This window comes from Collinsella sp. TM09-10AT (assembly GCF_003436275.1).
GTDB lineage: Bacteria > Actinomycetota > Coriobacteriia > Coriobacteriales > Coriobacteriaceae > Collinsella.
In genome coordinates, this window is sequence record NZ_QSOP01000028.1 from 1 (window position 1) to 24,110 (window position 24,110).

Below are 24,110 nucleotides of genomic sequence, written 5' to 3' on the forward strand. Positions count from 1 at the left end.
GCCGTGTTCCGCTATGCGGTTGTCAATTTGCGAAAGAAATTATGCGTCACCGTCGGAGTCTCCATCTGGATTGTTCCGACTGGAACATCAGCCCGAATACACTGCATAGCGACTCCAACAAGAACGTCCCCGGCGTAATCCTTTCCAAGGCCCGCGACGGCTATCTTCTTCCTCCTTTTCGAGAGGTTCGCAATCTTCATGCCGGCCTCTCTTGCCTTCTCGCCCGAATCCCCGTAGCCCTGCTCGGCCAGCCTCTCGAGGCTCTCCTTGGCGGCTTCAGCTTCCTTCCTGTTGCCCTTCTCGAGTATCGCGACGCTCGTCTTGTAGACCCTGTCCCTTCTGGATTCATCCAGGAACGCGGCATCTTCCAGATCCGCCATTTTCTCGCGCACGGCGCCGCAGTTCCAGCAGGTACCGCGCTTGAGGTTCACCGCACCGCAGCCGCACTGCCACCACCCGTCGTGTTCGGAATGGACGCCCGCGCATTTGAAGGTATCGGCCCCCATCTCGGAGAGCAGGACATCGCGTTCCGACTCCTCGACCCCGTTGAGTGCGAGTGGCGCGGGGCTATCGATGTCGATCGGGTCGCCGAAGGAGGTCTCGCCGTCCGCTCGGGTCACAACGGCACGCGAGCCGGTGATAACAGACAGCTTGATTCTCACCGCCTTGGGCCTGAGCACCTCGCCGGCGGGCAGGTCGGCATCTAGGAGCGAGAAGTCGACGGTCTCCGTCTCCCCTCCCTCGCCCTCGAGCCCGACAGTGAACTCTATGCGGCTGATGGGTTTCGTCGATACGTTGACGATCTTTGTTTGGAGGAAGCAGGCTCCCGTCTCGGTGTCTCTGGAGACTTGGATGGCTAACATCCTGACAGGGCAAAGCTCCTGCCAGGAGGGGTTGGCGTCGCGGTAGGCTATCTTGTATTTCGGCATTACTACACCTCGGGCAGGGCGTCTTCGTCCCTTTGTGCGCTGGGCGCCGGTGCCGCTCGGTCGGGCAGAGCGCAGACGATCAGGCCGACCATGAGCGCGGTGCCGAAAAGGCCGATGAACCAGAGGATTCCCGCGCCATTGGTGTAATGCCCCTTGGCCCTGGCAATCTTAACGAGCTCCGCTACGCCGCAGATGTTGGCGGCGATCGCCAAGAGAGGCAGGAAGAAGATTATCAGCTCCAGGCTTCTCATTTTTGGTCCCTTCTTCTCGACCGCCCGCCTCGACACCGGCGGTCCTCCGTAACTTCCGGTAACACCAATTCTGCTGTCCTCACCTGCGAATTTGTTGAGCAACAAATTCGATTGAGTGAGCGGTTGATTGCGCCGCGAAGGCGTTTAGTTAATTACGTTTGCCGCTGCGGCAAGACCGATGCAGAAATCTGAAATAGCCCTACGCTCGGCGATGTATCTACAAACCCTGAGCGAAGGGAGCCGCAAATGCATGCAGCGGCAATTAACCTTCGGGGGGGGGGTATCTCCTAGGAGAACCCGCCTCCAAGGCCAATCTATCATCGAGTACGTCCTGATCATCGCCATCATCGGCCTGGTGATCGTGTTCGCGGGACCCGGCGTGGCGGGGGCCATCCGCAACCAGTTCAACCTGGTCGGCAACACGGTGAGCAATGGGACGACCGGCGGGGTCGAGGGCGGCGCAACCGGCGGCGGCTCTGCGGGAGCCGATTCCGCGACCGTCCAGGCGGCTGTCGCCAAGGACGCGAAGGACTGGACGCTCGACGAGCAGGAGGCCGTGGCCAAGGACATCGCCGCCAAGGGCGAGGCGTCGCCGGCGTACGCAAAGGCGAAGGCCGCGATGGACGCGGGGACGAAGTTCTCGATGAAGTTGACGAACGGCAAGACGCTCGAGTATCGCATCATCGGTATCAACCACGATGACCTCGCGGACGGCTCCGGTAAGGCTGGGCTCACGTTCGAGGTAACCAACACTGCCATGGACGAGCAGCGAATGAACGCCACGAGCACCAATGCCGGCGGCTGGGAGAAATCGGAGATCCGCGGCCGCCTCAATTCCGGTGACCTCTGGTCGCTCCTACCGATCGATCTCCAGTCCAAGGCGAAGGCCGTCACGAAGATGACCGATAACAAGGGTGGTGGCAGTGCCAGCGCCCCATCGGCCACGACCGATAAAGTCTTCCTGCTCTCGATGACCGAGATCTACGGAGACCGCCAGACCGACGGTACCCAGTACGAGTACTACAAATCCAAGGGCGTGACGTACTCGAACCATTCAGGGGTGTCGTCGAGCTTTTATCACTGGACGCGCTCCGTGGATCCGAGCGGCTCCGCGTACTTCCGCTGTATCTATAGCAACGGTAACTATAACGACTACGGCGCGACGTACTCGTATTGCATATGCCTCGCCTGGTGTTTTTAACCTGTCTTCTAGCTTGTCTTCTAGTTTGTCTTCTAGTTTGTCTAGTGAAAGGCCCGTGCAATCCTGCGCGGGCCTTTCTTTTGGCGATTACTTGAACAATTTGAGGTTCATGGTACAAAGGTAGTCGGTTCGAGGAAAAAGGGGTCGTACTGCGCCTCTCAGAGCGCCTGCCGCACTTCACCTCTATTACCTCTGCGGCGCCCTCGTATAGGGCCCATCCCGCTTGCCGTTTCGTTGCAACCGCTCACTTGTCCACCGGTCAAGTGAACTACTGGAATAAATACAGCGACACGCTTGTCCGTTACAGTCGCTATATCTGTGTAAATCGCCGCGATAAATACAGTCTGTACTCGGCTGCATACCAGCTACGCGTATGTAGATTCATATCGCGTTAATAAATCGGCTCAAGCGTGTGCAAAACGCGCAAGTAGCCGCAAAAGGCGATTATCGCGCAGGTAGATTTTTGGCACCCTGTTGCTTAAACAATATTAAGCAATTGCTTAAAACAAAAAGGTCAGGCACTAGGTGCCTGACCTGCAAACTTCTGGTCGGGACGACTGGATTCGAACCAGCGACCCCTTGACCCCCAGTCAAGTGCGCTACCAAGCTGCGCCACGTCCCGAAGCTTTTGTTTGTTGCTCTGCTCTCGCTCGCAACAGGGAGTATATTAACCCGAAACTTTAGACTTGTGCAAGAACTTTTTTACAAATTTTGAAGCAAGTCCAAAATTGTATCTGCGAGCTGGGGTTTTGTTAGAACGGGAAGTTCTTGCGTACCCGCTTTGCTCACAATCCAGGCCTTGTTGGTATCGGTTCCAAAGCCCGAATCGGCGCGTGAGACATCGTTGGCGATAATGGCATCGCAACCCTTGCGGTCGAGCTTTCGCTGTGCGTACTCCAGGACGTTATCGGTCTCGGCCGCAAAGCCGATCACGCACCGCTCCCCCTTCTGGCGCGAAAGCTCAGCCAAAATATCGACCGTCTCGACCAGTTTGATGCGATCCAAGCGCTCGTTGGCCTTTTTGAGCTTATGGTCCGCAGGGGATACGGGGGTGTAGTCGGCGACAGCGGCCGCACAAATGGCCACATCGGCCGTCTGAAAGGCGCTGAGCGCTGCCTTCAGCATTTCAGCGGCGGTCTGCACGCGCACGCACTCCACGCCGTGGGGAACGTCGAGCGATGTCGGTCCCAGCACGAGCGTGACGGCGGCACCGCGACGTGCGGCCTCCCCCGCCAGGGCGATACCCATCTTGCCCGAAGAACGGTTGCCAATGAAGCGCACAGGGTCAATCGGCTCGTGCGTGGGGCCGGCGGTAATCACGACGCGCTTGCCCGCCAGGTCTTGCGGGACGGGGTTGAGCACCTCGCAGACGGCCTCGACGATGTCCTCGGGCTCGCTCATGCGGCCCGTGTCCACGTCGCCGCACGCAAGGTAGCCGCTGCCGGGTCCCACCACGTGAACGCCGCGGTCGCGCAACGTGGCCATGTTGGCCTGCGTGGCCGACGCCTTCCACATGCCATTGTTCATGGCCGGCGCGATAACGACGGGCCGCGGTGTCGCAAGCAACGTTGTGGAGATGAGGTCATCGGCGATGCCGTTGGCCATCTTGGCGATGATATTGGCCGTCGCGGGCGCCACGGCCACCAAATCGGGCTCCTGCGCCAGCGAGATATGGTGGATGGGGTCAGACGGGTCGTCGAATAGCCCAACCGCGACCGGCTCATTGGTGAGCGCGCGGAAGGTGAGCGGCCCCACAAACTCAGTGGCATGCTCGCTCATGACGACCTTGACGTGCGCGCCGCGCTTTTGGAGCAGGCGCACGATATTGCACGACTTATAGGCGGCGATCCCGCCGGTAATGCCCAGCAGGATCGTTTTTCCCTCAAGTTGCATTGAATTGTTGGGTGCCGCCATCGTTTAAGCTTCCTTGCTCGGGAGCACCAGCAGGCGGTGGCAGTACGGGCAGTGCGTAATCTCGCTACCGTCGTGGTTGAGGTCACTCATGGACGATGCCTGCAGCGCGGTGTGGCAGACCGTGGGGATGTTGCCCTTGATGGTCTCGACGGCCAGGCCGCGGAACTGCTTGAGCAGACGTTCGTAATCGGTGAGCACGTCGGTCGGCAGCGTGGCGGCAAGCGCGGTGCGCTCCTTGGTGGCGGCATCGATCTGAGCCTGCAGATTGGCAGCCTTGGCGCGGGCAGCCTTGGTATCGGCCTTCACGCCCTCCTCGAACTTGGCGATGATGGCCTGCGCGCGAGCCTCTCGGTCAAGCGCTTCCTTATGGGCGACGACGACGTCCTTGCGGGTGTGCTCGATCTTGTCCAAGCGCTTGGCCAGGGTGGCGAGCTCGTTCTCCAGGTCCTGAACCTCGCGGTAGTCGGAGCCGTCCACGTGGCGCTTCTTGGCGGCCTCGATGGCGTTGTTGGTCTGAATCTCGGTGGTGTTGAGATCGTCGAGCTCAATGTCCAGATCCTTGCGCTGGGCGTAGAGCTTGGTCATCTCGGACTTGAGCTTCACATAGGTCTTGCGCTTGGAAGCGAGCTCCTTGAGCTCCGGCATATTGGCAAGTTCGCTCTTGTTGCGGGCGAGCTCCAAATCGATCTGTTGCAGCTTGAGTAGCGTAGCGCCGGCGCTCATAAGTTCTCTCCTTTTGTCACAGTCCACCATTGGCAAGGGTTCAGTATTTTAATCGCATGACGGGGGTCGACCCCGGCGTCAACTGCAGAGTTCATCAATATATCAACGAACGGCTCCTCGGAGCGGTCGTGGCCGAGCAAGATCACCGGCAGCCCGCGCAAGGCAAGGTCCTGTGCCACGTGGTAGCCTGCCTCGCCCGTCACGATAACATCTGCGCCCGCGGCGATGGCGAGCTCTCCAAAGTCGCCTAAGGAGCCGCCCAAAATGGCGATGGCGCGGCACGGGTGATCTGCCTCGCCCCACACGCGCGGGTCGCTGCCAAACGCCTGGGCGGCGCGGGCGGCAAGGTCGCGCAGGCTGCAGGGGTCGTTGAGGGTCGCAAGGGCGCCCAGACCGGTGAGTTCAGGCTCGTCCGCATGCTCCAGCGAGCTTATGGGCTTTGCGCCTAGCAAATCGCTCAGGCGAACGCGCGCTTCGTGCGAGCGGTCCAGGTTGGTGTGAAGCGAGATGATGCTCACGCCGCAACGAGCTGCCTCGTACAGCGCGGCGCTGCATTGGGGGCGTGTGGAATCCGACGGACAAAACGCCTCGGGCGCCTTGATATAGATGGGATGATGCGTTAGCAGCACGTTGGCGCCGGCCTCCTGGGCGCGGTGCACATTGGCTTCGGTCGCATCGAGTGCGCAGGCAACACCGGTAATCTCCGCGGCAGGGTCGCCGACGGAGAATCCTACATGGTCCCAACTCTCGGCATCGGTCTTGGGATAGCGTGCCAGCAGCGCGCGCTCAAGCTCGGCGACGATCATGCGGCGCCTACGATCGAGAGCAGCGTCTGGGCAAACTCGTCCAGATCGTCCGGATTCACGCGGTCGTCAAAGGAAATGCGTAGTGCGCCCAATGCCTGCTCGCGACCGATGCCCATCGCGCTTAAAACATGGCTCGGGTCCATGCTGCCACTCGAGCATGCCGAGCCTGCCGACACCTCAAAGCCGGCGGCATCGAGCTTGATGATGAGTTCCTCGGAGTCCATGCCGTCAATGTAGATCGATACCATGCCGGGCAGACGGTCGGCTTGTGCGTAGTCACCCATGGTGGCGTGAATGCGCTGGTGGGCCGTAAGCGTGGCGTAGAGCTTGTCGGAAAGGGCTTGCAGCTTCGCGCGCTCCTGAGCCACATGGGGCGTCAGAGACGAGGCGGCAGCGGCAAAGGCGAGCTGCGTGCGCAGGTCTTGCGTGCCGGCACGACGTCCGGCTTCCTGTCCGCCGCCAAAGATGCGCGGGCGCAGCGGCGTGCGGTTCTTAAGGTAGAGCGCGCCGGATGCCACGGGGCCACCGATCTTGTGCGCGGCAACGGTCATGGCGTCAACTCCCAGCTCGGTGACATCGAGCGGAATATGCAGATACCCCTGGATTGCATCGGTGTGGAACAGGGCGCCCACGGTATGCGTGGCCGCGGCAAGCTCGCGGATGGGCTGCACCACGCCGGTCTCGTTGTTGGCAACCATGATGCTCACGAGCGCCACGTCGTCGCCTAGCAGCTCGACAAGCGTGGCAGGCTCAATGTAGCCCATGCGGCAGGGCTGTACCAGGTCGACGGTAAAGCCGGCGGCACGCAGCAACGGCAGGTTGTCCAGAATCGAATCGTGCTCGATGGCCGAAACGATTACACGATCGCGCTTGCGATCGCGCTGACGAGCGCCCTCGGCAAGACCGAGCAGCGCCAGCTGGTTGGCTTCGGTGCCGCCGTTGGTCAGTACAATCTCGGACGGGCGGACGCGCGTGCCAAAGCTGCGGGCGATCTCGCGACGTGCAACCTCCAGACGCGCGGCAGCCTTGCGGCCGAGCGAATGCAGCGAGTTGGGGTTGACGCCGGCAAGCTCGCTGTCGTCGTACTCGCGCTGCGCAAGGAGCGCCTCGGCGCGCATGGGCGTCGAGGCGGCATAGTCAAGATTCACGGGTATGCGGTTTTGACCTGCGGTCATAAGGGTTTATGCCTCCTGTGCGGCCTCGTTGCCCAGCTTCTGCAGCAGCGCAACCTCGGCAGCGGGATCTTCGGACTTAAATACGGCAGAACCGGCCACGAGCACGTTGGCGCCGGCCTTGACGACCTCGACAATGTTCTTGGAAGAAATGCCACCGTCGACCTCGATGAGGGGCGAAACGCCGTGACGCTCGCACATGGCCCTGAGCTCGTGGAGCTTAGCGATGGTGCCCGGGATAAAGCTCTGACCGCCAAAGCCCGGGTTCACGCTCATGAGCAGCACCATATCGACGACGTCGATGATGCTCTCGAGCACGCACACGGGGGTGGCGGGGTTGAGCACCACGCCGGCCTTGACGCCGCGCTGCTGCAGATGCGTGAGCGTGCGGTGCAGGTGCGTGGAAGCCTCGTAGTGCACGGTGATCATGTCGGCACCGGCGTCGGCGTACCAATCGACCGTCTCGTCGGGGTTCGACACCATCAGGTGCGCGTCGACCGGCACGTCGGTGGAGCGCTTGACGGCCTTGAGGATGTCAACGCCAAAGGTGAGGTTGCCGGTAAAGTGGCCGTCCATGACGTCGAAGTGCACGTAGTCGGCACCGGCGATCTTGTCGAGTTCGCCCTTGAGGTTGGCCATGTCGGCCGAGAGGACGGACGGAGCGATTTTAATGGAACCCATGGTAGTAGCCTTTCTGCACTAGTCGGTGAGTCCGTAGAACTCTTGGGAGGGTACGCGGTCGGTAAGAATCTCGAGCGCCCTATCCAACGTAACACCGTTGTAGAGCGTTTGCTCCACGGCAAAGGTGAGCGGAATGTCTACGCCCAGTGAACGGGCAAGCTCACTGACGCTGCGGGCCGCGACGGCGCCCTCGACCACCATATGCGTACGTGCCTGGTACTCGTCGAGCGAGACGCCGTGGGCAAACTCGTAGCCAAAGGTGCGGTTGCGCGAATGCTCGGAGGTGCAGGTGGCAATGAGGTCACCCATGCCGGCAAGACCCATGCAGGTCATGGCTTGACCGCCGCGGGCGTGCACCAGACGGCTGATCTCGGCCAGGCCGCGCGTCATGATGAGGGCGAGCGTGTTGTCGCCCGCACCAGAACCGGCGGAAATGCCGCACACGATGGCGATGACGTTTTTCATAGCGCCGCAAACTTCGACACCGGTCATATCCTGCGACAGGTAGATGCGGAAGGCCGTGGATAGGAGCAGGTCCTTAAAGGTCTCCCCTACCTGCGGATCTTTGCTGGCGATGACGGCGGCAGAAAGCCCGCCGCGGCAGATCTCCTCGGCATGGTTGGGGCCCGAGAGCGCCGCGACACGCGACTCGTTGCCGATCTCACTGGCGATGACCTCGCTCATAAGCAGGCCGGATTCGGGCTCAATACCCTTGGTGAGGCAGAGTGTCGGGGTGTCGGCGGCGATAAAGGGCGCGGCCTGGTGGCACACGCTGCGAAGGTGCGTGGACGGCACGGCAAAGATGATGGCCTCGACGCCGTCGAGCGCCTGCGACAGGTCCGTGGCGGCGACAACGTTGCCGGGCAGCTCGTAGTCCACCAGATACCGGGGATTGCGGTGCTCGGCATTGATGCCGGTGGCCGTTTGCTCGCTGTGGGCCCACATGGTCACGCGCTCGGCTCGCTCGGCGGCGAGGCCGGCGACGGCGGTTCCCCAGGAGCCGGAGCCAATCAGCGCAACATTCATGACTCTCTCCTACTTATCGTCGGGCTCGGTGACGCGCTTGGTAAACGAGAGCTTGGACTCCTTACCGGCCATGAGCTTTTGGATATTCGAGCGATGGGCCCACACCACGGTGATACCGATCATCGCCATGCAGAACTTGAGGCCTAGGCTGCTGTACGGAAAGACCGCGCAAGCAGCGATAGGAAGTCCGATGGCTGCGGCAAGCGAACCCACTGACACATACTTGGTGATGGCGACGGCTACGATAAACATGCCCAGCAGCGACAGGCCAATAGGCCAGTACCAGGCGAGGATGACACCCAGACCAACTGCGATACCCTTGCCGCCATGGAAGTTAAGGTAGGGCGAGAAGATATGGCCCCACACGGCTGCCAGGCAGACGACGCCAAGCATCCAGTCGCCGGCGGCGCCGGGGGCCATGATGCTCACGGGGAAGCCATAGCCCACGCTCGCGATGAGCGGGCGCGCGATAAGGACACAGATGGCGCCCTTAAGGCAGTCGAGCAGCAGGGTGAGCGCGGCCACCCTGGGGCCGGCCACGCGCAGGGCGTTGGTGGTGCCGATGTTGCCGGAACCCGCCTTGCGAATGTCGGTGTGGTTGAACACGCGGCCCAGGATCAGGCCAAACGGAATCGCCCCGATAAAGAACGAGACCACGGCGCAGATGGCGGTCAGCAGAATCGGATTATGCATCCTTTTGCTCCTTCTTCCTAAAGAAGAGTCGAATGGGCGTGCCGGCAAAGTCGAAGGTCGAGCGCATGCGGTTCTCTACGTAGCGCTGGTAGGTGTCGTTGACCAGGTCGCTGTGGTTGACGAAGAACGTAAACGTCGGCGGGTTGACGCCCGTTTGGGTCACGTAGTGCATACGCAGGCGGCGCTTGCCGTCCACCACGGTATGGCCAAACTCGCGCAGGTCGGTGAGGAACGTGTTGAGGCGCGAGGTGCTGATCTTTTGCGAGCGTGTCTTTTCGGCGGCGTCGACCATCGCCCAGATCTTCTCGACGCTGCGGCCAGTGAGGGCAGAGATGCGCAGGTACTGGGCCCAGGGAGCCATGACGCCCAGACGGCGGTCGATGGTCTCCATGCAGGCCTCGCGCTTACGGTCGTCGTCGAGCAGGTCCCACTTGTTGAGCAGCACAACGATGGCACAGCCGCGCTCGATGGCAAGACCCATGACCTTCTGGTCCTGTTCGGTAACGCCCACGGAGGCGTCGACGACGAGCAGCGCCACGTCGGCGCGGTCGATGGCGCGCAGGCCGCGGACCATCGAGTAGTACTCGATGTTCTCGTACACGGTGCTCTTCTTGCGGATGCCCGCGGTGTCGACCATGCGGTAGTGCTTGCCGTTGCGCTCCACGACGGTGTCGATGGCGTCGCGCGTGGTGCCGGCAATGTTGGACACGATAGAGCGGTCGGCGCCCAGGATGCGGTTGAACAGCGAGGACTTACCGGCGTTGGGGCGGCCGATGATGGCCACGTTCAGCGCATCGGGGAACTCAGCGGCGACCTCGTCCTCTTCCTCCGGAAGCAGGGCCACGATATCGTCGAGCAGGTCGCCCGTGCCGTGGCCATGCAGGGCCGAGAGGGGCGTGGGCTCACCGATGCCGAGCGAATAGAACTCCCAGATGCTGTCGTTCTCGCGTTCGGGGTTGTCGAGCTTGTTCACCAGCAGAAAGACCGGCTTGTCGCAGCGCTTGAGCATGCGAGCGACCGACTCGTCCTCCTCGGTGACGCCGGTGCGGCCGTCGACCACAAACAGGATGACGGCGGCTTCCTCGGCGGCGGCGAGGGCCTGGTCGCGGATAGACGTGGCAAAGACGTCGTCGCTCTTGAGCGGCTCGATACCGCCCGTGTCGACGATGGTGAACTCGCGGCCGTTCCAATCGGCCGTGTGATACGAGCGGTCGCGAGTAACGCCGCGGGACTCATGGACGATGGCGTCCGAGGTCTGGGCCAGGCGGTTAACGAGCGTGGACTTGCCCACGTTGGGGCGTCCGACGACGGCGACGATAGGTTTCATCTGCACTCCTTTAATGGGTAGGGTCAGTGGAAATGTTAGAGTCGGCAGGCACAATGCCAAGGATATGCTCCAGGGTATCGAGCAGCTCATGCGGCATGGTCGACACCACATGAACCTCGGCGCCGCGACTGGTAAGGCTTGCGAGTAAATCGTCACGATGATACTCGTCAAGCGTCATGCCGTCAGCGTTGAACATGAGCTTAGGCACAAAGAGCATAACCCCCGACAGATCTTGGGGCAGCTGCTCCAGAATGTCACACGCGACGATGAGGCCGGTTACGTCCACGTTGCCACCAAAGTAGCGGTTTTTGATGGCCGTGACAGTGCCGGCGAGACCATGCGGCGACTCCACAAAGCGCGCCACGGTGTCGCGCGCGCTGGCGCCGGAGAGGCACAGCAGGTGCTGGCTGCGGGCGGCGATGGCCTCGCGGACGCGGGCCAGTCGCTCGGCATCGGTAGCCAGCACGTCGTCGGTCTCGTCTAGATACGAGCGGATCATGCCGATGCCGTCGTAGTACTGCGGGTAACCGTCGTAAAAGTCTGCCTCGGGAGGATCGATGCCGGCGTCCAGATAGAACTCGTCGCTCATCTGGAAGGTGTGGCGGCCAAAGCGCTCGAAGGCACGGTCCTGGTAGGGACGGATCATGGCAATGGTCTCGCGCGCTAGCTCGGGCTTGTCGCTGTAGGACCAGCTAAAACGGTTCTGATGCTTGGTAAAGCCGAGCGGCACGATGCCCAGGCTTGTGATTTGCTCGTGCTCCTCGCAAAAGCGCAGGGTCTTTTCCAGCTCCTCGCCGTCGTTCATGCCGGGGCACAGCACAATCTGCGCATGAATCTCGATGCCGGCGGCCATGATTGCCTCGAGCACGTCCATGCCACGTTGGGCGTTGCGGCCCATCATGCGGCGGCGGACGTCGGGGCTCACGGCGTGGACCGACACGTTCATGGGGCTCATGTTGCGTTGGATGACGTTTTGCACGTCCTCGTCGGAGAGGTTCGTGAGCGTGACAAAGTTGCCCTGCAAAAAGCTCAGGCGGTAGTCGTCATCGCGAATATAGAGCGTGGAGCGGCCGCCCTTGGGCAGCATGGTCATAAAGCAGAACACGCAGGCGTTGACGCAGGTACGCATGCCGTCGAAGATGGGGCCATCGAACTCCAAACCCCAATCCTCGCCGGGAAAGCGGTCGAGCTCGACGGGGGCGACGGTGCCGTCGCGCGGGTCGAAAACCTCGAGGTCGACGGTATCATCGTCGGCCTCCCAGAGCCACACGATCATGTCGGTGAGCGCCTCGCCGTTGACCGTGAGCACGCGCATGCCCGGCTCGATACCCACATCCCACGCGGGCGATTCGGGACGCACGTTCTTTACGAGCGCGCCCTCACCCGGCTCGGGGTCGCGGCTGCGCCCGTAATCGGCCACCTCGGCGGCATATGCGGGTACGGTCTGGTCCATGGTTAGCGGCAAAGCTCCTTGATGCGCGCGACGGCGCGCTCGATGTGTTCTTGCGGGGTGGAGGCTCCGGCAGTGATGCCGATGTGGTGAGCGTCGGTAAACCACGCGGCCTGGAGCTCGGAAGCTTCCTCGATGTGATGCGTGTGCTCGCAGGCGACTGCGCAAATCTGAGCCAGGCGGCGGGTATTGCCCGAGTTCTTGCCGCCCACGACGACCATGCAGTCGCAGCGGTTGGCAAGTGTGGCTGCTGCCTGTTGGCGTTCGCTCGTGGCGGCGCAGATGGTGTTGATCACACGCAGCTCCTGCACGCGCGGGGTGATACTCGCCACGACCTCGGCGAGGTTCTGCGCGGTCTGGGTGGTCTGCACGACGAGACCCACCTTGCCCTTGAGCGACAAGGCGTTGGCGTCGGCGGCACAGCTCACGACCTGCGCGTCATTACCGGCGTGGCCCAGGATGCCCTCGACCTCGGGGTGGCCCGGCTCGCCCACGACGATCACGCGGTAGCCTTCGCGTACCAGGCGCTCGGCGGCCACGTGGACCTTCTTGACGTAAGGGCAGGTGGCGTCGACGACGTTAAGGTCACGCTCGCGAGCGGCATCGATCACCTGCGGCACCACGCCGTGGGCGCGGATGATCACGGTGCCCGATGCGGCGTCGTCCAGGGTCTCTGCCAGACCAACGCCTGCCTCAGCAAGCTCGCGCACCACGATGGGGTTATGGATGAGCGGACCCAAGGTATGGACCTGATTGCACTCCCCTGCCTGCGGCGCAGCGGCCAGCGCCATATCGAGTGCACGCTGTACGCCGTAGCAAGTGCCGGCGTGGGCGGCGATCTCGATGGTAGGCGCGGTTGCCTGGTCGGACGCGGTCACGGCAGTGTTCGTCACGTTCTCGCTCATGGCTAGAACCTGCCCGGATGCTCGGCGCACAGCTCGTCTCGCATGGCGTAGACGCGGTTCATGGCCTCGGACTCAAACCAAGTCAGGCGCTCCGTACGCTTAAGCCCGGCCGGCGCGTCCGAAAGCGCGACGGCCTTGCCGGCACGAATCCAGCACTTCTTGGGACGCATGAGCTTTTTGCCTGCGGGCGTGATGTCGGACCAGCCGCAGATGGCGAGCGGGTTGACGGGCGCCTTGCCCATCTGAGCGATGAGCGCAAAGCCGCCGTGGACCTCTGGCTTGATCTCGCGCGAGCGGATGCGCGTGCCCTCGGGGAAGATCAGGACGTCCTCGCCGCGCTGCAGCGCATGCTGGGCGGCGCGCAGGCACTTCATATCGGCAGTACCGCGCTCCACGGGGATGCCGCCAACGCGGCTAAAAGCCCAGCGCACAATCTTGCTCTTGGCGAACTCGGACTTAAAGATAGGGCGAATGCGGCGGCCGCCAAAGAACAGCGCCGTCTCCACGGCCAAGAGCTCAGCCATCGAGGTGTGGTTGCAGATGACCACGCTGCCGCGGCCTTCCTGGCGCTCAAACAGCAGGTCGGCGTCCTCGACCTTCCAACGCCACATGAGCTTGGAGAAGGCCCACAGAATAGCCATGACCACCACGACGGTGCCGCGGATGAGCGCCGGGAACTCGGCGTAGGGGGCGTTGTAGTAATCCTCGGGCGTCTGCTTAAACAGGCGCATGGGCTACCTCCTTTGGTTGATGAGGTCCTCGATAATGCGGACGACCTCATCGATGGTGTGGGCGGTGGAGTCGACGTGCACGGCGTCCGGGGCGGGCACGAGCGGGGCGACCTCGCGGCTGCTGTCAAGCTTGTCGCGCTGCTTGAGGGCGTCGAGGGTCTCGTCGACTTCGGCCTCGAGTTGCGCGGGCGTGAGCGGCTGGGCGTCGTTTTGGTGACGCTGCAGCACGCGGCGGCGGGCGCGCTCGCGCGGGTCGGCGGTCAGGAAGACCTTGACCTGCGCGTTGGGGAACACGACGGTTCCGATGTCGCGACCCTCGGCCACGATATCGCGGTCCTCGGCGGCGCGGCGCTGGTGGATGAGCATGGCGGCGCGCACGCCCGGATAGGCCGATACCTTGGACACGTTGGCGTCGACCTGCGGGGTGCGGATGGCGGCCGAAGCGTCCTGGCCGTCAATGGTCAGGCGCGTGTCCTCGCCGGTACCGTTGGTAAAGCGAATCTCGATCTGCTCGGCGAGGGCGTCGATAGCCGCCTCGTCGTCTAGATCGATGCCGCGGTCGAGCGCGGCGAAGGTGACGGCGCGATACATGGCGCCCGTGTCGAGCTTATTAAAGCCCAGCTGGCGGGCGATTTCCTTGGCGATGGTGGACTTGCCGGAACCGGCGGGGCCGTCGATGGCGACGATCATGCAATGCTTCCTTTCGATGGTTGACGTGCTGGTATGGTTCGCGGGTGCTGGGGCGCGGCGGGTTGCCTAGCCTGTGTAGCGCTCGCGGTAGGTGTTGCGCTTGGGTGCGGAGCCGTGGCTGCCGTGGTGACGCGTGCGGCTGGCGGGCGTGTCTTGGGGCTTGCCGCCGTTGCTCTTGGCGCTCGCCTGCTTGGGCGGGATGCCGCCGGCCTTGAGGATCTGCACCTCGCGGTCGGTGAGCTCGCGCCACGAGCCCTTGGCCACGCCCTCGAGCTCAAGGCCGGCAAAGTTGCAGCGATGCAGGCGGATTACCGGATGGTGGATCTTGCTCAGCATGCGCTTGACCTGGTTCTTGCGCCCCTCGCGGATGATGATCTCCACGGCGGTGGTACCGGGCTTGACGCCTTGTGGAGCCACGGCCACGGCCTCGCGCGCGTTGATGACGCGGCAGATTGCCGGCTGGCACAGGCCGTCGTCGAGCTCGATGCCACGGCGGAGCGGGTCTAGATCGTGGTCGGACAGCTGGCCGTCAACGAGTGCCTGGTAGGTCTTATAGACATGCTTGCTGGGGTGCAGCAGGTCCTGCGACAGGTCGCCGTCGGTGGTAAAGAGCAAAAGGCCTGTGGTGTCGCGGTCCAGGCGGCCCACCGGGAAAAGTCCCGGAAAGCGGCCGCGGGGGACCAGGTCGGCCACGCAAGGGCGCTCCTGAGGGTCGCTCATGGTGGTGAGGTAGCCCGTCGGCTTATAGAGCATCAGGTACACGGCGCCCTGGTTGAGCTTGACGGGCATGCCATCGACCTCGATATGGTCGCAGTCGACGTCGACCTTGGTGCCCAGCTCGGTCGCGACCTCGCCGTTGACGGTCACGCGGCCGGCGGTCATTAGGTCCTCCGAGCCACGGCGGCTCGCCACGCCCGCGCGCGCCAAAAAGCGCTGCAGGCGCATGGTGTGCGGATAGACGGGCTGTGCGTCGGTTGCGGGTACTGCGTTGCCCATGGCGCGCGTCTCCCCTACTTCGTTAGTCCTCGTCATGCAAATCCTCCGAGGTCTCGTCGACGACCAGGGTTTCCAAGTCCTCGACTGCCTCAACATCTTCAACATCGGTATCGAGCAGTTCGCGCTCTTCGTCCAGGTCCTCGGCCTGCTCCTCGAGCGTGGACTGAATGCTGCGGCCGCTCAGGCGCTCGCGGATAAACTGGCGCGATTGCTCGTCGGGGGCAAACTGCTCCAGATCGGGCAGGTCGCGGGTGGAGCGCAGACCGAACTTTTCCAAGAAGGCGTTGGTCGTGCCGTAGATGATCGCCTGACCGCGCTGGGGGTCGCGGCCGAGCTCGCGCACCAGACCCTTGTCGACGAGCGACGCGATGACGCCGTCGGAGTTGACGCCGCGGATGCCCTTGACCACCTCGCGCGTCACGGGCTGGTGGTATGCGATGACGGCCAGGGTTTCGAGCGCCGCCTGCGACAGCTTTTGCGTGTCCCAGCTCAGCACGTAGGCCTCGACCACGTCATGGTAGGCGGGATGCGTGAACAGGCGCCAGCCGCCGGCGACCTCGCGCAGCTGAAAGCCGCGGTTGGCCTCCTCGTACTCAACCTTGAGCTCGGCGAGCAGCGACGCGCACTCGCCGGGGGCGATATCCAGCGCGCCTGCCAGCGCGGGCGCGCTCACCGGGTCGCTCGACACCAGCAGCAGCGCCTCGAGGGCGCCTTTGAGGCTGTTTGCCTCCAGCGTTGAAAGGGTTGACATGGTTGCCGCTCCTATTCGGTGAGCTCGGGGCCCTCGCCGGGCACGTATGCCTCGGCGCCCTCGACGCGGTTGATTTGAATGGTTCCAAAGATCTCGTCCTGGCTCAGCGTGAGCGAGCCGCGCTTGGCGAGCTCGAGCATGGCCAGAAAGGTAACGACGAGCTGCTCGGTGGTGGCATCGCCGTCCAACAGCTCGCGGAAGGTGCAGGTTTGGTGCGCCATGGTAAAGCGGTCGACTGAGGCCACGGTCAGGTCGAGCGGCACGCGATGCGGTGCCACGTGCTCGGCCTCCAGCAAGAAGGTCTGTCGCTTGCCGTCCAGGTCGGCACAGATGACGGCCAGACCGCGCAGGGTGATGCCGGCCAGGTAGTCGGGCATGAGCCCCAGGAACTCGGGGTCGGGGCCGGCCACACGCGGGTGCATGCGGCTTTCGGCCTGCATGCGGGCACCGAGGGCCGCAGCCGCGCCTTTAAACTGCTTGTAGGCGATCAGGCGCTGGATCAGGACCTCGCGTAGGGCGTCGCCGTCGAGCGTGCTGAGCTCCTCAAGGTCTTCGTCGAACTCGTCATCGTCGTCATCAGCTTTGCGCGGGGCTTCCTGCGGCACCAGCGAGGCGGCCTTGATGTCCAAAAGGGTTGCCGCGACCAGCAAAAAGTCGCTCGCCACGTCCAGGTCCAACGCCTCGATGCGCTCGGCCTCGGCAAGGTACTGCTCGGCCACCTCGCTGATGGAGATAGCGCCGATATCAACTTTTTGGCGGGTAACCAGCTGCAGCAGCAGGTCGAACGGTCCGCTGTAGACCTGCGTCGACACGCGATACGACATCTTCGACCTCCTTTGACGGCGCCTTCGCGGCGCGGCTTGGGTGCATGTTTCGACCGTTTTGCACGGTCGAACTGTAAGTTTACCTTAGATGCCGGCGATTGCGAAGTTGAGCAGCTGCTCGGCAAGCGGATACACGGTAACGTCGAAATAACGGCCGATCACGTCGATGCCGGTCCACATGGGCAGCAGGTACAGCACCAGGATGAGGATGGGCATGGCGTATTGCTGCAGACGGTAGTAGTTGGCGAGCGCCTTGCCCTTGAGGAAGGGCACGATGATCGACGAGCCGTCGAGCGGCGGGATCGGGATGAGGTTGAAGAACGCGAGTGACAGGTTGACTACGATGAACGTGGCGCCGAAGTTCATGATCTGCGATGCCACGGCAAAGGACATGCTGGTGTAGAGGTTGCCATAGGTCAGGCGCATGAGGGCGGCAGCAAGACACGCGAGTGCGATGTTCGATGCGGGGCCGGCTACGCTCACCAGGACCTCGTCGCGCTTGGGGTGCTTGAGGTTGTTGAGGTAGACGGGCACAGGTTTGGCAAAGGCGAATACGGGACCGCCGGCGGCAAGCATAAGCAGCGGCAGGATGATGGTGCCAAACGGGTCGATATGGTTGAGCGGGTTGAGCGACACGCGGCCGCGCGAACTCGCCGTCTTATCGCCGAGCGCCCAGGCCGCGGCGGCGTGTGCGCTCTCGTGGATCACGATGCCCACGATGACGGCGACGGCACTGGCGAGCAGGTTCATGATGTAGCTGCTGGACATGGCGCTCCCCTAGCGGACGCGGCGCGAAGCGCGCGTGAGCAGGTAGTCAATTACAAACAGGATCACAGCGACGATGGCGTAATCCAGGCGGAAGACGCCGCCAAAGGGCGAGGTGATGACGCCGTAGCCGGCGATGGCGCTCGGCAGCGCGCGAGAAAGCTCGACGACAAAGCCGACAATCTGCAGCTTGGCGGTGAGGCCACTAAAGCACAGCAGCACAGTCATCGCGCTCATAAAGATGCCGCAGATGCGACAGGCGATGGCGATGATGCTCATCGCCACGGCAGCGGCCTTACGAGAGTTCACGCGCGGTCTCCTCTTCGATCTGGGTGGAAAGCTCCAGCCATTCGTCCTCGAGCTTGGGTAGCTCTTGCTTAAGGCCGTTATATTCCCCCAGCGCGGCGTTGAACTTGTCTTGATCGGCATAAAGCTCTTCGCTTGCCATCAATTCCATAAGCTCGTCATAGCGGGCGCGCTTTTTATCGAGCTCCGTCTCGATCTTCTTGAGCTGGTTGCGCACGCCCTTGAGCTTTTTGTTGAGCGCGGCGCGGGCCTGGGCCTCGGCGCGCTTTTGCTCCTTGGTCTTTTTGCCCTCGGCAGGCTTGGAAGCAGCGGCGGGCGTATCGGGCTGGGCTGCGGTGACCTTGGCGGACTTGGCCGTGGCCGGAGCACTCTCCCCTGCCGCCTCGGCAGCGGCGCGGGCTGCCAGGTCCTCCCGCTTGTAGAGGTAGTAGTCGTAGTCGCCGTCATAGACCGTGACCTTGCCGTCGCGGATGTCGATCACGCGGTTGGCAACGGCGCGCACCAGGTGCTCGTCGTGGCTGATCAGCACGACGGTGCCGGGGAAGTTTTGCAGGGCGTTTTCGAGCATGTCCACCGAGTCGATGTCTAGGTGGTTGGTGGGCTCGTCCAGGCACAGGAGCGCCTCGGGGGCCACGAGCATCTTGGCGAGCGCCAGACGCGCCTTTTCTCCGCCGGAGAGGACGCGTACCTGCTTCTCGATGGAATCGTTGTCACTAAACAGGAAGGCGCCCAGCAGGCTGCGCTGCTGCGGCACGGTCCACTTGGGCGTGACGGTGTCGATCTCTTGCAGGACGGTGTTGGACTCGGTCATGCCCTCGAGCGCGTGCTGGGCGTAATAGGCCACGCCCACGTTGGTGCCCAGGTCGCGGGTGCCGGTGGTGGGCGGCTCCAGGCCGGCGAGGATCTTCATGAGCGTGGACTTGCCGGCACCGTTGGGGCCGACGAGCGCCACATGCTCGCCGCGGTAGAGCTTGAGGTCGATGTCGCTGTAGATGTGCTTGTCGCCGTAGGACTTGGACACACCCTCGAGGCCCACGACCATATCGCCGGAGCGCGGTGGGTCGGGGAACTTAAAGTCGATGTGCTTGTGGCCCTCGGGCAGGATGACGAGCTCCTTTTTGATCTGCTCGATCTTGCGGATGCGCTCTTGGGCCTGGGCGGCCTTGGTGGGCTTGTAGCGGAACTTGTCGACGAAGACCTGCATGTGGGCGATGTCGCGCTCCTGGGCGGCGCGCTTGGCGCGCATCTGCTCAAGGTTGTCCTCGCGCTGCTTGAGGTAGCTGCTGTAGTTGCCGGTGTAAGTGGTCACGCGACGGTTTTCGAGCGCGGCGACGTGGTCGACGCAGGCGTCCATAAAGGCGCGGTCGTGGCTGACGATGAGGACGGCGCCGTCGTAGTTGGCGATAAAGCCGCGCAGCCACTGGACACTTTCGAGATCCAGGTGGTTGGTGGGCTCGTCCAGCAGCAGTAGATCGGGGTGGCGCAGGAAGAGCTTGGCGAGCGCGATGCGCATCTGCCAGCCGCCCGAGAACTCGGAGCACGGGCGCTCAAAGTCGGTGACCTTAAAGCCAAGGCCGGACAGGATCTTGCGGGCGTTGCTCTCGAGCTCGTAGCCGCCCAGGCGCTCAAAGCGGTCCTGGACCTGGCCGTACTCGTTAAGGAGCGCGTCGACGTCCTTGCCCTGCTCGGAGAGCTCGGTGATCTGGGCCTGCAGCTCGTTAGCGCGCTCGCCCATGCGGCGGATTTCCTTGGCGGCGGCCATGACCTCGGCGAGGATGGCGGTGTCCTTGTGCTCCAGATTAGTTTCCTGCTCTAGGTAGCCCACCTGGCAGTCCTTGGCGTACTGGACCTGGCCGGCGTCTGGGCTGTCGATGCCCATGATGATCTTGAGCATGGTGGTTTTGCCGGCGCCGTTGGGGCCCACGAGCGCGAAGCGCTCGCCGGGGTTGATCTGGAAGGACGCGCCGCTAAAGAGGACGCGTGCGCCGAAGCTTTTTTCGATCTTGTCGACCAGGAGGATCATGGTGCCGCCTTTGACCTTGTGTGCCAATATGAAAAAAGGCCCCAACTTGCGTTGGAGCCTCATTCAATGCTCGGGTGGAGACGAGGGGGATCGAACCCCTGACCTCTTGACTGCCAGTCAAGCGCTCTCCCAGCTGAGCTACGCCCCCGTGCGAAGAAGTACTATACGGGAACTCCGACGGCGATGCAAGGGCAATTTTGGAAAAACTTTCGCCCGTGCCGGCACGGGCGAAACACGACCCGCCCGCTCAACCGGGTTTCCCGTGCTCCGCCAGTTCCATTATCGGACCCGATTGCGAACCGCCCCTCCTCTGCGCCTCAGAACTATGCCGGTTTACTACGATGAATCAGGAATGTTCGACCACGCACGCCTTTTCACGCAACCGTCGGGCTCCCTACCTGCGGTTTTGCAAACGGGGAACACGCGGTGCTCGGGAGTCGCCGATCAGTCGTAGTAAACTGGCGGTGTTTTGAAATGGCATCAGCTTGATTTCGCGGTTAAATGTGTTTGAGCCCTGAATTAATGGCCTTAACTTTTTCTAAAACACGTCTTTTCTGCGACGCGCCTAGATTGGTTGTTGTTTAGCATTGGACTTGATCTTGCGTTGTGCGACTTGCTCGTGCATGGTAGTATTTCACGACGTGAAGCGAAGAAATTAGGCCTTAGATGCCTTTATTAGAATTGCATTCACCGTTCATAAGGGCTCTTGGCGCAACGGTTAGCGCAGGGGACTCATAATCCCTGGGTTCTGGGTTCGAATCCCGGAGGGCCCACCAGAGTATTTTAGGCCGGGCATTACGCCCGGCCTCTTTGTTGTTAGCGCTGCAAACTAGCTTTGCCATCCAGAGACGTAAAGTTATTAACATTCATATTCGTAATTAACAATGGGAATGTCGCCAAGATGCTACCCAACCAACACATGGCTTCAATCGTTAGATAAGAAAAAAGGCCCCAACTTGCGTTGGAGCCTCATTCAATGCTCGGGTGGAGACGAGGGGGATCGAACCCCTGACCTCTTGACTGCCAGTCAAGCGCTCTCCCAGCTGAGCTACGCCCCCGTGCGAAAAAGTACTATACGGGAACTCGGACGGCGATGCAAGGACATTTTTGGAAAATTTCGCAGTCGCGGCGCGGGCCGCCATCCGCCCAACGGCCGTCTTGCCGGCGCCAGGCCCATTACCGGGGCCAATCGCGCTCCCGCCGACCCGGCGATTTCAAAACTATGCCGGTTTACGGGGCCAGGCCGGGAACCCCCGAGCATGCCGTAATCGGTAAAATCAAAACCGCAGGTAGACGGCTTGCGTATTCCGTGAAATGCAGGGTATGGACGGCCAGTCCGGGTCCAGCCCCGTAATCCGGCATAGTTTTGAAATGACATTATTTCACTAACAGGCAAACTAGGTAGTTCTAGCGCCTTGTCGCCGACTAATTTCCGATTTCCAACCAGTTGCACAAAACATTTGCTCGCAGTCTCGTCTCGGCGCACTTCATTGCCTCAGTTTTGGCTTTATAGCGAATCCCTAAACGGTCGCAGACACTTCTGACTATGGTGTCTAGCAGCTTTGAATCGTTGAGCATATCGTGAGTCACCAGGAATACATCGAATCCCATGCTCTGCAACGCAGTCATGCGCTCCGCATCGTGGTCAAGTATTGCACCTGAGCCATGAATGACCTCACCTTGGATCTCGATAATAACTGCCTTCATTAGGATTGGGTTTACGATCACGATGTCGCCGTAGCAGACCTTTTGGCCTGCGATGCTTTGGGCTGCCACGGATAGAGGGGTTAAATCGTTGAGGTACACGTATCTGAATCCTGAACCACCTAGACGTCGAGAACGACTTAGAAGCAGTACCCCCGCGACCTCGAGCGGAGACGCAGCAATGCCGATAACCTGCTGAGCGGCATCATAAAACTGCTTTCCCCACATTTGACTTTTGACCTTGTCGGCGAATCGATGTAGATCGCTTAGCTCGATGAGCGGCTTTCTCATCCAAAGAGAAGTGCCTTTGAGTTTCGTAACCTCTCTTCCATCCTCACGCTTGTTCGTTTGGCCTTCTTTATCTGTGGCCTTTACGGTTGCGCGGGCGTAAACTCGTTTCCAAGGAACCTCGTCTTCGCCTTCTCCAAGTTCGAACAGATCCTGCGTGCTGGAATTGCGATTCTCCTCTACCGCCATTTTTAACTGCATTTCGGCAGCGGGAGCAAGCTCGAAAACGGAAAAGCAACCGCAAAGTTCGTACATAGCCAGTACGAGATCTATTTGGGACACAAAGCGTGTCATAGTAAATAATGTGTTAAGCGGATTGGTAACACTAAAGCCTAAATTAGTGTCGATTGTTGTGCTGACATCCGATGTCCCTTCCCAGCGAATAGTGGAGCGCAATCCCGAGTGGTGATTGCAATAACCTGGCGAAGCAACAGCGATAATCGGGGTCTTGAGGACGTCGGTTACGAATGGGGCTTGGGATAGAGCTCGCCAGCCTTCTTCGGAGTTGGGTAGGCGCGGGTAGAGGTCGCGCACCTGCGGTGGGCAGCGCCAATAGCGGAATGCGGTGTTTGCGCAGACGATTTCGTCCATTTGCGCCTCCCTTGGTATCGGCCGTAGGCCATGCGGTTGTGGTCGTGGACGATTATCTACTGGGGCATCATGCGGGTAAGTACCGGAAGCTGACCAAACGCTGACCAAAAAATGGATGGGATGTGTTGAAAGGTTGTCACGAGGCGTGAATGTGCTGGTACGAGCTGTGAGCCAGTGGTCTTTTTCTCCACAATTGCGTATGAATCATGCAAAGAATTCATTGAAAGATCGCGTGAACTATTTTCAAAATGTTCGACGACGTCACTCTATAGTTGGTCAACGAACGAAAATAATATTCAATATGTAGGAACTATGAAGGGTTTGCGATCAATAAAAAATAGGACCCCATGCTAATAAAAATCGAAAATTTGGTGTCACTTTTGGTGTCACCCTTGGTATCAAATAGAAAAAGGCCAGAGGCTTAACACCTCTGACCTGCGCTTTTGATGGTGGGCGATACAAGATTCGAACTTGTGACCCCATCCGTGTGAAGGATATGCTCTACCCCTGAGCCAATCGCCCGTCGCCTTTCGGCAAAAGAGATACTATCATAGCCGCGCCTGGTTTACCAAGAACTTTTTGCCCCCGATTTTAAATTCGTGGATGCTAGCTAAGCCAAAGCAACCAAAGCAATAGGTAAAACAGCAGCTTAACCACCATTTACCGCTTTATCCACGAGGTCTCGGGGCGACAGATTAGTCGCGCATTGTTGTATGCCATGTCGAGCGTGAGGCAGGTGCGCGCGGCGTAGAAACCGTCCTCGCGCTGGATGGTCAGCGCCAGTTCGGGCTTGTCGCCGGTTAGGCACAGCGGCAGCAGCAGTTGGATCCGACCGCCGTAGAACTGCGGCACGGCGAGCGTGTAGTTGGCGGCGGCGCGGCGGGCGGCCTCGACGACGGCGCCCTCAAAGGCACGGCGCAGCAGCAGCGAGTTGCCCTCCCCCATCAGGCTAGCGGGAATACGCGTAAGGTTCTCCTCATCGCCCAGAATGTGGTCGATGTTGGAGCGGATGGGCAAGCGGTAGTCAAAGACCAGCTCGGAGGGGTCCTCGGCAAAGCGCACGCGGCACGGCAGGTACTCAAACGAGACCAGCATGGGGTCGCTCTCCTTAAAGAAGCCCTTCAAAAACCAGCGCTGGCGCGCGTCGGGCTTGGTGTTGGGCTCAAACAGGCCGTAGATGGTCTCGTAGCGACGCGTGTACAGGCCGGTGTTGAACAGGCATTGGTCGTTGTCGAACACCAAAGGCAGGTTGGACGGCGCGGTCTGGTCCACGTCGCGCTCGGTCAGGAACACCGCACGGCTAAACGAAAACGGTGACGCATAATTTCTTTCGCAAATTGACAACCGCATAGCGGAACACGGC

Annotated in this window: 23 protein-coding genes and 5 tRNA genes; 2 read left to right on the top strand and 26 right to left on the bottom strand. The window is 61.4% G+C overall.

The window, feature by feature from the left end:
• Positions 1-11: 11 nt before the first annotated feature.
• Both DXD77_RS09375 and DXD77_RS09380 read right to left on the bottom strand, forming a co-directional pair.
• Entirely contained in the window at positions 12-929 is a 918-nt protein-coding gene (locus DXD77_RS09375; RefSeq protein ID WP_117648515.1) for a hypothetical protein, read from the bottom strand.
• A 2-nt stretch (positions 930-931) separates the two neighbouring features.
• Positions 932-1,180 (bottom strand): hypothetical protein, encoded by a 249-nt coding sequence (locus DXD77_RS09380; protein ID WP_117638267.1) that lies wholly within the window; start codon positions 1,178-1,180, stop codon positions 932-934.
• Between the two features lie 250 nt (positions 1,181-1,430).
• On the opposite strand from DXD77_RS09380, the gene DXD77_RS09385 reads away from it, so the two are divergent.
• Positions 1,431-2,381, top strand: coding sequence for a DUF6273 domain-containing protein (locus DXD77_RS09385; protein WP_147325440.1), 951 nt, complete (start codon positions 1,431-1,433; stop codon positions 2,379-2,381).
• Positions 2,382-2,926: 545 nt separating this feature from the next.
• Here DXD77_RS09385 and DXD77_RS09390 read toward each other — a convergent pair.
• From DXD77_RS09390 to DXD77_RS09485, 20 genes are all read right to left on the bottom strand, one after another.
• Positions 2,927-3,003: transfer RNA gene (locus tag DXD77_RS09390), tRNA-Pro, on the bottom strand.
• Between the two features lie 80 nt (positions 3,004-3,083).
• Positions 3,084-4,295 (bottom strand): bifunctional phosphopantothenoylcysteine decarboxylase/phosphopantothenate--cysteine ligase CoaBC, encoded by a 1,212-nt coding sequence (gene coaBC / locus DXD77_RS09395; RefSeq protein ID WP_233506792.1) that lies wholly within the window; start codon positions 4,293-4,295, stop codon positions 3,084-3,086.
• 3 nt (positions 4,296-4,298) lie between these two features.
• Positions 4,299-5,018: a zinc ribbon domain-containing protein gene (locus DXD77_RS09400; RefSeq protein WP_117648517.1), complete on the bottom strand. Its 720-nt coding sequence runs from the start codon at positions 5,016-5,018 to the stop codon at positions 4,299-4,301.
• Positions 5,015-5,824, bottom strand: coding sequence for a Nif3-like dinuclear metal center hexameric protein (locus tag DXD77_RS09405; protein ID WP_117648518.1), 810 nt, complete (start codon positions 5,822-5,824; stop codon positions 5,015-5,017). Before DXD77_RS09405 ends, DXD77_RS09400 begins: the two co-directional genes overlap by 4 nt.
• Complete coding sequence (locus tag DXD77_RS09410) at positions 5,821-6,999, bottom strand: cysteine desulfurase family protein (protein WP_117648519.1); 1,179 nt, start codon at positions 6,997-6,999, stop codon at positions 5,821-5,823. Before DXD77_RS09410 ends, DXD77_RS09405 begins: the two co-directional genes overlap by 4 nt.
• Positions 7,000-7,005: 6 nt before the next feature.
• Complete coding sequence (rpe, locus tag DXD77_RS09415; protein WP_117648520.1) at positions 7,006-7,677, bottom strand: ribulose-phosphate 3-epimerase; 672 nt, start codon at positions 7,675-7,677, stop codon at positions 7,006-7,008.
• Positions 7,678-7,695: 18 nt separating this feature from the next.
• Entirely contained in the window at positions 7,696-8,703 is a 1,008-nt protein-coding gene (locus DXD77_RS09420; RefSeq protein WP_117648521.1) for an NAD(P)H-dependent glycerol-3-phosphate dehydrogenase, read from the bottom strand.
• A 9-nt stretch (positions 8,704-8,712) separates the two neighbouring features.
• A complete protein-coding gene (gene plsY / locus DXD77_RS09425) occupies positions 8,713-9,396 on the bottom strand; it encodes a glycerol-3-phosphate 1-O-acyltransferase PlsY (RefSeq protein WP_117648522.1) in 684 nt (227 codons plus the stop codon).
• Positions 9,389-10,723 carry a ribosome biogenesis GTPase Der gene (der, locus tag DXD77_RS09430; protein ID WP_117648523.1) on the bottom strand — a complete coding sequence of 445 codons (1,335 nt, stop codon included), beginning with the start codon at positions 10,721-10,723 and terminating at the stop codon, positions 9,389-9,391. The genes plsY and der overlap by 8 nt, the downstream gene beginning before the upstream one ends.
• Positions 10,724-10,733: 10 nt before the next feature.
• The gene (locus DXD77_RS09435; protein WP_117648524.1) at positions 10,734-12,176 is read right to left on the bottom strand and encodes a DUF512 domain-containing protein; all 1,443 of its coding nucleotides are present in this window, start codon (positions 12,174-12,176) and stop codon (positions 10,734-10,736) included.
• A 2-nt stretch (positions 12,177-12,178) separates the two neighbouring features.
• The gene (gene ispH / locus DXD77_RS09440) at positions 12,179-13,078 is read right to left on the bottom strand and encodes a 4-hydroxy-3-methylbut-2-enyl diphosphate reductase (protein ID WP_117637002.1); all 900 of its coding nucleotides are present in this window, start codon (positions 13,076-13,078) and stop codon (positions 12,179-12,181) included.
• A gap of 2 nt (positions 13,079-13,080) precedes the next feature.
• Positions 13,081-13,809, bottom strand: a complete 729-nt coding sequence (locus tag DXD77_RS09445; protein WP_117637001.1) for a lysophospholipid acyltransferase family protein — start codon at positions 13,807-13,809, stop codon at positions 13,081-13,083.
• A 3-nt stretch (positions 13,810-13,812) separates the two neighbouring features.
• On the bottom strand, positions 13,813-14,499 hold the full coding sequence (cmk, locus tag DXD77_RS09450) for a (d)CMP kinase (protein ID WP_117637000.1): 687 nt from the start codon (positions 14,497-14,499) through the stop codon (positions 13,813-13,815).
• A 66-nt stretch (positions 14,500-14,565) separates the two neighbouring features.
• Positions 14,566-15,495, bottom strand: coding sequence for a pseudouridine synthase (locus DXD77_RS09455; RefSeq protein WP_199409033.1), 930 nt, complete (start codon positions 15,493-15,495; stop codon positions 14,566-14,568).
• Between the two features lie 22 nt (positions 15,496-15,517).
• Positions 15,518-16,246: an SMC-Scp complex subunit ScpB gene (scpB, locus tag DXD77_RS09460; protein ID WP_089571912.1), complete on the bottom strand. Its 729-nt coding sequence runs from the start codon at positions 16,244-16,246 to the stop codon at positions 15,518-15,520.
• An 11-nt stretch (positions 16,247-16,257) separates the two neighbouring features.
• On the bottom strand, positions 16,258-17,070 hold the full coding sequence (locus DXD77_RS09465; protein ID WP_117648525.1) for a ScpA family protein: 813 nt from the start codon (positions 17,068-17,070) through the stop codon (positions 16,258-16,260).
• 84 nt (positions 17,071-17,154) lie between these two features.
• Complete coding sequence (locus tag DXD77_RS09470; RefSeq protein ID WP_117636997.1) at positions 17,155-17,838, bottom strand: site-2 protease family protein; 684 nt, start codon at positions 17,836-17,838, stop codon at positions 17,155-17,157.
• Between the two features lie 9 nt (positions 17,839-17,847).
• Positions 17,848-18,144 (bottom strand): hypothetical protein, encoded by a 297-nt coding sequence (locus tag DXD77_RS09475; protein ID WP_168170409.1) that lies wholly within the window; start codon positions 18,142-18,144, stop codon positions 17,848-17,850.
• Positions 18,131-20,164, bottom strand: a complete 2,034-nt coding sequence (locus DXD77_RS09480) for an ABC-F family ATP-binding cassette domain-containing protein (protein ID WP_117648526.1) — start codon at positions 20,162-20,164, stop codon at positions 18,131-18,133. The genes DXD77_RS09475 and DXD77_RS09480 overlap by 14 nt, the downstream gene beginning before the upstream one ends.
• A 75-nt stretch (positions 20,165-20,239) precedes the next feature.
• Positions 20,240-20,312, bottom strand: a tRNA-Ala gene (locus DXD77_RS09485).
• Between the two features lie 552 nt (positions 20,313-20,864).
• Here DXD77_RS09485 and DXD77_RS09490 point away from each other — a divergent pair.
• Positions 20,865-20,940 (top strand) — tRNA-Ile (locus DXD77_RS09490).
• Between the two features lie 209 nt (positions 20,941-21,149).
• Here the strand turns inward: DXD77_RS09490 and DXD77_RS09495 are convergent.
• The 4 genes from DXD77_RS09495 to DXD77_RS09510 all read right to left on the bottom strand — a co-directional run.
• Positions 21,150-21,222: transfer RNA gene (locus tag DXD77_RS09495), tRNA-Ala, on the bottom strand.
• Positions 21,223-21,589: 367 nt separating this feature from the next.
• Positions 21,590-22,747: a hypothetical protein gene (locus DXD77_RS09500; protein ID WP_117564779.1), complete on the bottom strand. Its 1,158-nt coding sequence runs from the start codon at positions 22,745-22,747 to the stop codon at positions 21,590-21,592.
• A 447-nt stretch (positions 22,748-23,194) separates the two neighbouring features.
• Positions 23,195-23,269: transfer RNA gene (locus tag DXD77_RS09505), tRNA-Val, on the bottom strand.
• Between the two features lie 138 nt (positions 23,270-23,407).
• On the bottom strand, positions 23,408-24,110 hold a 703-nt coding region (locus tag DXD77_RS09510; protein WP_233506793.1), incomplete at its 5' end, for a DUF3825 domain-containing protein.